General features: G+C 57.8%; 1 protein-coding gene. It reads right to left on the reverse strand.

All coding sequences use genetic code 11. The features are described from left to right. On the reverse strand, positions 1–320 hold a 320-nt coding region (locus ABR397_RS23655; protein WP_350307828.1), incomplete at both ends, for a hypothetical protein.

A 320-nucleotide genomic window follows, 5' to 3' on the forward strand; every position in this document is an offset into this window, starting at 1 on the left:
GAATTGCGAGTAGTGAGTGACCGCCGAGTTTGAAGAAATGGTCATAACGTCCGACACGCGCCAGCCCCAGCAGGTCTTGCCAAATTTGTGCCAGTGTCGTTTCCAGTTCGCTAACGGGCGCTTCATAGGCATGCATTGCCACGGCAGACTGGTCGGGTGCTGGCAGTGATTTGCGGTCGAGTTTGCCATTGGGCGTGAGCGGGAAGCTTTCCAGCATCACAAAGGCACTGGGCAGCATATAGTCGGCCAGATGCTGTGCCAGTTGCCGGCGTAAATCCGCCGGCGCCAGTTCAATGCCGGACTGAGGCCGGAGATAAGCC

The sequence above is a fragment of the Photorhabdus viridis genome (assembly GCF_040256935.1).
GTDB classification, from domain to species: domain Bacteria; phylum Pseudomonadota; class Gammaproteobacteria; order Enterobacterales; family Enterobacteriaceae; genus Photorhabdus; species Photorhabdus viridis.